9 protein-coding genes and 4 pseudogenes are annotated in these 7,531 nt (G+C 71.2%); all 13 read left to right on the top strand.

The window, feature by feature from the left end:
• A pseudogene (locus ABD946_RS42705) lies at positions 1 to 193 on the top strand (hypothetical protein); the annotation flags it as partial.
• Between the two features lie 812 nt (positions 194 to 1,005).
• Positions 1,006 to 1,317, top strand: a complete 312-nt coding sequence (locus tag ABD946_RS42700) for a dihydroorotate dehydrogenase (RefSeq protein ID WP_425558617.1) — start codon at positions 1,006 to 1,008, stop codon at positions 1,315 to 1,317.
• Positions 1,318 to 2,153: 836 nt separating this feature from the next.
• A complete protein-coding gene (locus tag ABD946_RS13800) occupies positions 2,154 to 2,624 on the top strand; it encodes a hypothetical protein (protein WP_345283351.1) in 471 nt (156 codons plus the stop codon).
• A gap of 328 nt (positions 2,625 to 2,952) precedes the next feature.
• On the top strand, positions 2,953 to 3,264 hold the full coding sequence (locus tag ABD946_RS13795; protein ID WP_345283360.1) for a beta/alpha barrel domain-containing protein: 312 nt from the start codon (positions 2,953 to 2,955) through the stop codon (positions 3,262 to 3,264).
• Between the two features lie 60 nt (positions 3,265 to 3,324).
• Entirely contained in the window at positions 3,325 to 3,780 is a 456-nt protein-coding gene (gene pyrF, locus ABD946_RS13790; protein WP_345283349.1) for an orotidine-5'-phosphate decarboxylase, read from the top strand.
• A 181-nt stretch (positions 3,781 to 3,961) separates the two neighbouring features.
• Positions 3,962 to 4,093 (top strand): hypothetical protein, encoded by a 132-nt coding sequence (locus ABD946_RS13785; RefSeq protein ID WP_345283347.1) that lies wholly within the window; start codon positions 3,962 to 3,964, stop codon positions 4,091 to 4,093.
• A 288-nt stretch (positions 4,094 to 4,381) separates the two neighbouring features.
• Positions 4,382 to 4,695 (top strand): annotated as a pseudogene (mihF, locus tag ABD946_RS13780) (integration host factor, actinobacterial type); the annotation flags it as partial.
• Between the two features lie 68 nt (positions 4,696 to 4,763).
• A pseudogene (locus ABD946_RS13775) lies at positions 4,764 to 4,925 on the top strand (guanylate kinase); the annotation flags it as partial.
• Between the two features lie 56 nt (positions 4,926 to 4,981).
• The gene (locus ABD946_RS13770; protein WP_425558615.1) at positions 4,982 to 5,302 is read left to right on the top strand and encodes a nucleoside/nucleotide kinase family protein; all 321 of its coding nucleotides are present in this window, start codon (positions 4,982 to 4,984) and stop codon (positions 5,300 to 5,302) included.
• 54 nt (positions 5,303 to 5,356) lie between these two features.
• A pseudogene (rpoZ, locus tag ABD946_RS13765) lies at positions 5,357 to 5,624 on the top strand (DNA-directed RNA polymerase subunit omega); the annotation flags it as partial.
• 785 nt (positions 5,625 to 6,409) lie between these two features.
• Complete coding sequence (locus ABD946_RS42695) at positions 6,410 to 6,676, top strand: phosphopantothenoylcysteine decarboxylase domain-containing protein (protein WP_425558613.1); 267 nt, start codon at positions 6,410 to 6,412, stop codon at positions 6,674 to 6,676.
• A 10-nt stretch (positions 6,677 to 6,686) separates the two neighbouring features.
• On the top strand, positions 6,687 to 6,968 hold the full coding sequence (locus tag ABD946_RS42690; RefSeq protein WP_425558612.1) for a phosphopantothenoylcysteine decarboxylase domain-containing protein: 282 nt from the start codon (positions 6,687 to 6,689) through the stop codon (positions 6,966 to 6,968).
• 242 nt (positions 6,969 to 7,210) lie between these two features.
• Positions 7,211 to 7,435, top strand: coding sequence for an S-adenosylmethionine synthetase N-terminal domain-containing protein (locus tag ABD946_RS42685; protein ID WP_425558616.1), 225 nt, complete (start codon positions 7,211 to 7,213; stop codon positions 7,433 to 7,435).
• Positions 7,436 to 7,531: the final 96 nt, after the last annotated feature.

Here is a 7,531-nt window from a genome sequence, read left to right as displayed (position 1 = left end):
CGTACGGCACCGGCGGGCGTCTGGACGGCTACGAGATCCGCACCGCTGCGGTGTCGCGCGGCGTCCGTGCCACGACCGTTCAGCGAGGGCGGCGGCGGTGCAGGGCTCCGAAAACGTGGAGCTGCCTGCGCGGCAGGCAGGCGTGATGTCGCTCCAGGAGCACCCGCGGCCTGACAACGCCGGGCGAAAGTAGCTCATCCAGTGGGGGGCACACCGCAGGTTGGGGTGCCCCCCACACCCATGGCCGCTTTTCTGTTCCGAGGAAGGGTGCGACCCCGTCGTGTAAAGCTGCTGTGCGATCTGTTCTTCAAGAAGATGGACCGGAGAAGGCGCCACCACATGGCGTTCTTCTGGATCCGGCGGCCGCTTCTGCCCGGGCTGCGGCAGCTGGTGACGCGGGTGCTGGCGCCGCGTCACGCCTCGCTGCGACACCACCGCACTTGGGGCTGGACCTGCCCGGGCCGTCGGGCTGGGGGCCGGCTTCGACAAGAACGGGATCGGGATCGAGTGCTGTCGATGCTGGGCTCGACTACGTCGAGATCGGCACCGTGACCGGTGGAGCCGCAGCCGGGAACCCGGCGCCGCGGCTGTTCCGGCTCGGTCGAGGACCGGGCAGCTGATCAAACCGGTGGGCTTCAAAACCAGCGGCTCGGGGGTCGCGGCGCGCTGGCCGGACGGGCCCGGGACCGGGCTCACGCCGGTGGTGGGCGTGAAACATCGCAAGACCAAGGTGGATGGAGGAGGGACGGGAGCACCGCCGACTAGTGAAGAGCACGGAGCGCCTGGCGAGCACGCGGACTACCTGGTGGTGAACGTGAGTTCGACGGAACACGCCGGGGCTGCGCAAACCTGCAAGACGGTGTCACGACGCTTGGACGTGCTGGTCGACGTGCGGCGGGCGGCGGGACCGGTCGGTGCCGCACCAGTCCGCGCTGGTGAAGGATCGCGCCCGACTGGCGGACGAGGACATGACGCCGATCGCCGAATGGGCGATGGAGATTCGGGCTGGACGGGATCATCGCGACCAACACCACCATCGGGCGGGAGGGGCTCAAGGAGTCCGCGGCCCGGGTGGAGGAGATCGGGATGGGCGGGCTGTCCGTGGCTCCGCTGAAGGCGCGTAGCTGGAGGTGCTTGCAGCGGCTCCGGGCGCGGACGGAGGGTGGCTGGGCTGGTCGCCGTGGGCGGGCATCCGAGACGGCGGACGACGCGTGGGAGCGGATCACGCACGGGGCCGATCTGGTGCAGGGGTACAGCGGTTCATATACCGAGGGGCCGTTCTGGATGCGGAAGTGCACGGGGGTGGCGGCCGGTTGAAGGGCGAGCGGGTACAAGAGCATCGCGGAGGCGGTTCGACGGCGAAGGCCTGAGCGCCGGTCCGTGGGGCGGGTGACTGCGCGGCGCGGGAGTGCGGCAAGTGCGTTCCCCTTCGCGCAGTTCCTCGCGCCCCTGCTGTCGTGACCCTGGTTGCCGAATGGTCGAGGCTCGTTCTTGGTTCTGGGACGTTCCCGAGAAAGTGAGAACCGATGGCTCATCCAGTGGTGACCGAGGCGGAGCTGGTGGAGTCGGCGCCGGCCGGGGCGTACCGGCGGTGGTGCTGCGGGCTCCGGAGGTGGCGCGGCGGGTCGGGCCGGGGCACTTCGTGATGCTGCGGGGGCGGGCGTTCTGGATCCACCGGGGATGTCGGGGGCCGGGACGGTCGAGCTGGTGGTGGCCAACGCGGGCCGGGGACACGGGAGTTGGTGCGCAGTCGGGTGGGGGACGGTTGAGCCTGATCGCTCCGCTGGGGACGCCGTTTCCCGGTGCCGGAGGGGCCGTGAGTGCGTTGCTGGTGGCCGACGGGTACGGGAGCGCGGCGCTTTTCGGGCTGGCGGAGGGGATCGGCGGCGGGGGCGGGCAGGTCGGGTTCATCCTGGGGGCGGCGAGCGAGGAGGGCTGTTCGGGACGGAGGCGGCCCGGGAGTGACGAGACGTGCTGTGGTGACGGAGGACGGTTCGGCGGGGCTGGCCGGTGGTGACCGAGGTGGTCGCGCAGGCGGTGAAGGCGATCGACGCCACCGTGGTGTACGCCTGCGGGCCGACCCGATGCTGGCCGAAGTCGCGGCTGTCGCAGGTGAGTTGGGCGCACGGTGCTGGACGGCGGTGGAGGAGGCGATGGCGTGCGGGACGGGGCTCTGCGCGGCCTGCCTGCTGCCGGTGATCGGGGCCGACGGGGTGAGCCGGTCGGTGCGTTTCCTGTACGGACGGGCCGGTGTTCGACGGGGCGCGGGTGCGCTGGGCGGAGACGGGGAAGGCGGCCTGATGGACCCTCGGGAGATCGACCTGACCGCCCCGCTGGGGCACCGTACGCTGCCGAACCCGCTGGACCACCGCCTCGGGCTGCGCCGGTACGGCCGGGAGCTGGCAAGTTCGTGCCGTTGGACGCGCTGGGCTCGGTCACCACCAAGACGGTCATGCGGGAGCCGCGCACCGGCGGGCCCGGCCGCGGACGGCCCGGACGCCCTCGGGATGCTCAACGGCGTCGGCCTGCAGGGCGTCGGCGTCGCGCACCTGGTCCGGACCGAGCTGCCCGGCTGGCCGAGCGCGGCGCCCGGGTGGTGGTCTCGGTCGCGGGGGAGCGCTTGAGGAGTTCGCCGAGGTCACCGCCGCGCTGGACGGGCAGCCCGGGGTGGTCGGCGTCGAGGTCAACCTGTCCTGCCCGAACGCCGCCGACCGCGGGCCAGGTCTTCGCCTGCAACCGCCACCTCCTACGACGTGGTCCGGGCGGTGCGCCGCGCGGCCGATGCCCAGCTGCCGGTCTACGCCAAGCTCTCCCCGGACGTCACCTCGGTCACCGAGATCGCCGCCGCCTGCGTGCAGGCCGGCGCCGACGGACGTTCCCTGATCAACACCCCCCTCGGGATGGCCATCGACCCGTCACCCTGCGCCCGGTGCCGGGCGGCGCGGCGGCGGGCTGTCCGGCCCGGCGATCCGGCCGCTGCCGTGCGCTGCGTGCACCAGGTGCACGCGGAGATGCTGGCCGGACGGATCCCGGAGGGTGCCGATCCTCGCCATGGGCGGGCTCCGGACCGGGCTGGACGCCCTGGAGTTCACCCTGGCCGGTGCCGCCGGCGTCGCCGTCGGCACCGCGCTGTTCCACGACCCCACCGCCCCGCTGCGCATCCTCGACGAGCTGCGCACCGAGCTGGCGGCGAGGGGCTTCGCCTCGTACACGGACGCGGTGGGTACGCCACCGCGCGGAATCCACCTGAAAGGGCCGTCATGACGCTCGCTCCCTTCGGTACCCCGCCTCGCCGCCTCCCTGGAGGCCCGGGGCCGGCTCTGCGTGGGCATCGACCCGCACGCCTCGCTGCTCACCGCCTGGGGCCTGAACGACGACATCGCCGGCCTGGAGACCTTCAGCCGCACGGTGGTCGAGGCGCTGGCCGGTGAGGTGGCGGTGCTCAAGCCGCAGGCGCGTTCTTCGAGCGGTTCGGCTCCCGGGGCATCGCGGTGCTGGAGCGGACCCGTCACCGAGGCCCGCGAGGCCGGCGCGCTGGTGCTGATGGACGCCAAGCGCGGCGACATCGGCTCCACCATGGCCGCCTACGCGGAGACCTTCCTGTCGCCGGACCGGGCGCTGTTCTCGGACGCGCTGACCGTCTCGCCGTACCTGGGCTTCGGCTCGCTGCAGCCGGCCGTGGACCTGGCGAAGGCGAACGGCTGCGGCCTGTTCGCGCTGGCGCTCACCTCCACCCCGAGGGCCACGAGGTCCAGCGGGCCGTCGGCGCCGACGGGCTGACGGTGGCCCAGGGCGTGCTGAACCGGCTGAAGGCGGAGAACGCGGGCGCCGAGCCGCTCGGATCCTTCGGCGCGGTGGTCGGCGCCACCCTGGCGAGGCCGGGGCGGACCTGGCGATCAACGGCGCGCTGCTGGCCCCCGGGGTCGGCGCCCAGGGGGCGACGGCGGCCGACCTGCCGCGGGTGTTCGGCGACTCGGTCGGGAACGTCCTGCCCAGCGTGAGCCGGGACGTGCTCAAGCACGGGCCCTCGGTGGCGGCCCTGCGGGCGGCCTCGGAGCGCTTCGTCGAGGAGATCGCCGCCGTGGTGAAGTGACGCAGTTCATGACGGGCGCCCTGTGAGGCGCGTCACAGCGGCCCGGCGGATGGGTGTCAGGGCGGCTGATTTGGCCGGAAAAGTCCTGGTCGACCTTGGCTGACCAGGACTTTTCGTGTTCTTTTCCTGACGTGCGGCCTCAAGTTGGGTAGTTGTCCGGCGAGAGGTCACCGAGGGGCGGCGGAACGTTGCTCTCGCAGGTCAGAGCCGTGAGGTTCTGCGCTCGGTGCGCTTCGAAGCACCACCCAGTCATAGCTCATTTCCTTCATCTACACTGAGGTGAACGGCGTGGCTCTTCCGCCCCTTACCCTGAACCAGCGCACCGCCGCGCTCGCGAAGGCTGCCGAAGCCGTCGGAAGCGCGCCGATGTGAAGAACAAGCTGAAGCACTCCGGTGCCTCGCTGCACGACGTGATCAAGGCGGGCAAGGCCGACGACGAGGTCATCGCAAGATGAAGGTCTCCGCACTGCTGGAGTCCATGCCCGGCGTCGGCAAGGTCCGCGCCAAGCAGATCATGGAGCGCCTGGGATTCCGAGAGCCGCCGCGTCCGCGGGCTCGGAACGAACCAGATCGCTTCGCTGGAGCGGGAGTTCGGCTCCACGCCTCCTGACCTCGGCCGAAAGCCGACCCGGTGGTCCCCGGATCGTCCGCGATCCGGGATAATCGGTGCATGAGTGAACGTCCGCGGCTGACCGTGCTCTCCGGCCCTTCGGGGGTCGGCAAGAGCACGGTCGTCGCTCATCTGAGGAAGCAGCACCCCGAGCTCTGGCTCTCGGTGTCGGTCACCACCCGCACCCGCGGCCCGGCGAGAAGAACGGGGTCCACTACTACCGTCGACAACGACGAGTTCGAGAAGCTGGTCGCCAACGGCGAACTGCTGGAGTGGGCGTGTTCGCCGGGAACCGCTACGGCACCCCGCGCGCGGCCGTGCTGGAGAAGCTGGCGAGCGGGAAGCCGGTCCTGCTGGAGATCGACCTCCAGGCGCCCGGCAGGTCCGGGAGTCGATGCCCGAGGCCCAGCTGGTCTCCTCGGCCCGCGAGCTGGGGAGAGCTGGTCCGCCGGCTCACCGGCCGCGGCACCGAGCCGCAGGACGTGATCGAGCCGGCTGGAGGCGCCAAGGTCGAGCTCGCGGCCGAGCCGGAGTTCGACAACACGCTGGTCAACCACTCCGTCGAGCAGGTCTCGGCCGAATGTACGTGCTCGGTGTAGCCTGAGCAGACAGTTCTGCTCAGGATTGTGTTTCTTCTTTCGGAAGGTTTTCGCGTGTCCTCTTCCATGACCGCGCCCGGGGCATCATCAAACCGCCGATCGACGAGCTGCTCGAGGCGACCGACTCGAAGTACAGCCTGGTCATCTACGCCGCCAAGCGCGCGCGTCAGATCAACGCGTACTACTCGCAGCTCGGTGAGGGCCTGCTCGAGTACGTCGGCCGCTCGTCGACACCCACGTGCACGAGAAGCCGCTGTCGATGCGCTGCGCGCGAGTCAACGCGGGCATGCTGACGGCCGAGGCCGTCGAGGCCGTGCCTGAGTCTCCCGGTACGTCACCGCAGGGCCCCGTCGGAGCTGACATCGCATCACGCCGGGCCTGCAGCGGTTCCCGGGGAGCTCGCGCGATGTGTCGCGGAGCCATGGTCGCGACGGGTCTTCTGACTGCGGTCGTAGGTGCGGGCTCGTCCCCGCCCGACTCGGCAGAGAGAGCACCGCGATGAACGCTCAGCCCGCCCAGTGTCAGTCACTCGGCGTGAGCGGCGGCATCGTGCTGCCCGCGTACAAGGCGTGCGATGCTGCTGCGCCGGTTGCACCGAGTACGTGTCCACGCCGTGACCGTGGGTGCCGACCGCCGCGCGCGCTGCACGTATCGTCGCGTGAGGCCACTCTGGGCCGCCCTCTATCCGGCCGGCGGCCGCCACGAGACCTGAGGAGACGGGCTGCACGAGGTCCCGCACGGCGGATCGAGCCAGCAGGCCGACCTGGTGGTGGTGGCCCCGCCACCGACCCTGAGCCTGATGGCGCAACGGCCGCCCACGGCCTGGCCACGGACGACACTGCTCACCAACCTACCCTGCTCACCGCCCGCTGCCCGGTGGTGCTAGGCCCCCGCCATGCACAGAACCGAGATGTTGGAGCTACCGGCCACCAGGGAGAACGTGTGCCACCCTGCGCCGCCGCGGCGTCATCGTGCTGGAGGCCCGCCGTCGGCCGGCTCACCGCAAGGACCCGTGGCAGGGCCGGCTAGCCCGAGCCGCGCCGCGATCTTCGAGGCTGTCGCCGGGTGCTGGAGCGCGGCGGCCTGGAGGCCGACTGACCGCGTCACGTGTGGTCTCGGCGTGCGGCACCGCGAGACCGCTGCGACCCGTGCGCTACACACTTTTCCCCATGTTTCTATCGGTCAACTCTCCTCCGCGAAGCAGGGCTACGCGCTGGCCGAACCACCGCCGCCGCCGGCGGCGCCCGGGTCACCCTGCTCTCCGCCAACGCCACCCTGCCGGACCCGGCGGGGGTGGACGTGGTGCACGTCTCCACCGCGCTGGAGCTGCGGGACGCGGCGCTGAGGCGGTGGCCGACGCCGACGCCGTGGTGATGGCGGCCGCGTGGCCGACTTCCGCCCGGCCGAGTACGCCACCGGGAAGATCAAGAAGGTGGACGGGCAGGACCGCGCCGGTCGCCCTGGTGCGCAACCCCGACATCCTGGCCGAGCTCTCTCGCACACCGGGCCCGCCGTGGCGCAGGTGGTGGTCGGCTTCGCCGCCGAGACCGACGACGTGCTCGGCCACGGGCGGCCAAGCTGGCGCGCAAGGGCTGCGACCTCCTGGTCGTCAACGAAGTGGGCGGCGGTAAGCTTTCGTCAGGACACAATGCGGCGGTTCTGCTGAGCGCGGACGGAACCGAGACCGAGATCGCCGACGGGCCCAGGAATCGCTGGCCGACGCGGGTCTGGGACGCGGTCGGGGCCCGCTTGTGCCTGAGCTGGAGGCGTGGTCGAATAGCTCTCATCTTTGAGGGGGAGTGCCCGCCACCTGGTAGCGCGACCGTTACACTCGCGCGGAATCAAGCGTCTTTCCGGATGTCCGGACACGGGCATTCAGTCAGCAGCCGCTGCCACCCCTAGGGAGCGCTGTGTCTCGGCCGCCTGTTCACCTCGGAGTCCGTCACCGAGGGCCCCCCGACAAGATCGCTGACCCAGATCAGCGACACCATCCTGGACGCGCTCCTCGCGGCCGACCCCACCTCGCGGGTCGCCGTCGAGACGCTGATCACCACCGGCTCGTGCACATCGCCGGTGAGGTCACACACCAAGGCGTACTGCGCCGATCGCGCAGCTCGTCGGAGAAGATCCTGAGATCGGCTACGACTCTCGAAGAAGGGCTTCGACGGCGCCTCCTGCGGCGTCTCGGTCTCGATCGGCGCGCAGTCGCCCGACATCGCGCAGGTGCGT

The sequence above is a fragment of the Kitasatospora albolonga genome (genome assembly GCF_039535905.1).
Lineage (GTDB): Bacteria > Actinomycetota > Actinomycetes > Streptomycetales > Streptomycetaceae > Kitasatospora > Kitasatospora albolonga.
This window is presented reverse-complemented; position numbering and strand designations above follow the sequence as displayed.

Coding starts and splice junctions, on each gene's coding strand:
- ABD946_RS13800 (WP_345283351.1), top strand. CDS start 2,154: ATGGCGTGCGGGACGGGGCTCTGCGCGGCCTGCCTGCTGCCGGTGATC.